The sequence below is a fragment of the Paenibacillus agaridevorans genome (assembly GCF_003112455.1).
In the GTDB taxonomy this organism is placed as follows: domain Bacteria; phylum Bacillota; class Bacilli; order Paenibacillales; family Paenibacillaceae; genus Pristimantibacillus; species Pristimantibacillus agaridevorans.
The window spans coordinates 131,355-131,669 of the sequence record NZ_BDQX01000381.1 but is presented as its reverse complement, the minus strand read 5'-3'; the positions used below and the strand labels follow the sequence as shown (position 1 = coordinate 131,669).

1 protein-coding gene is annotated in these 315 nt (G+C 58.7%); it reads right to left on the bottom strand.

Annotated elements, in window-relative coordinates:
- Nucleotides 1-36: 36 nt before the first annotated feature.
- On the bottom strand, nt 37-315 hold a 279-nt coding region (locus PAT3040_RS38170), incomplete at its 5' end, for a hypothetical protein (RefSeq protein WP_219930331.1).

The following is a 315-nucleotide window of genomic DNA, read 5'->3' as shown; positions in this document are numbered from 1 at the left end:
TACAAAAAACACGATGCGGGATAGTCTGAGGGTTATTTAATCGACAGTCTCTTTTTTCGGGCTATTGCGCTCGGCGGAGCCGGCGGCGCTGCTATAGCCCGATTTTTTCGGGCTATTGCGCTCGGCGGAGGTAGCGGCGCTGCTATAGCCCGATTTTTTCGGGCTATTGCGCTCGGTGGGGCCGGCGGCGCTGCTATAGCCCGATTTTTTCGGGCTATTGCGCTCGATGGGGCCGGCGGCGCTGCTATAGCCCGATTTTTTCGGGCTATTGCCCTCGACGGGGCCGGCTGCGCTGCTATAGCCCGATTTTTTCGG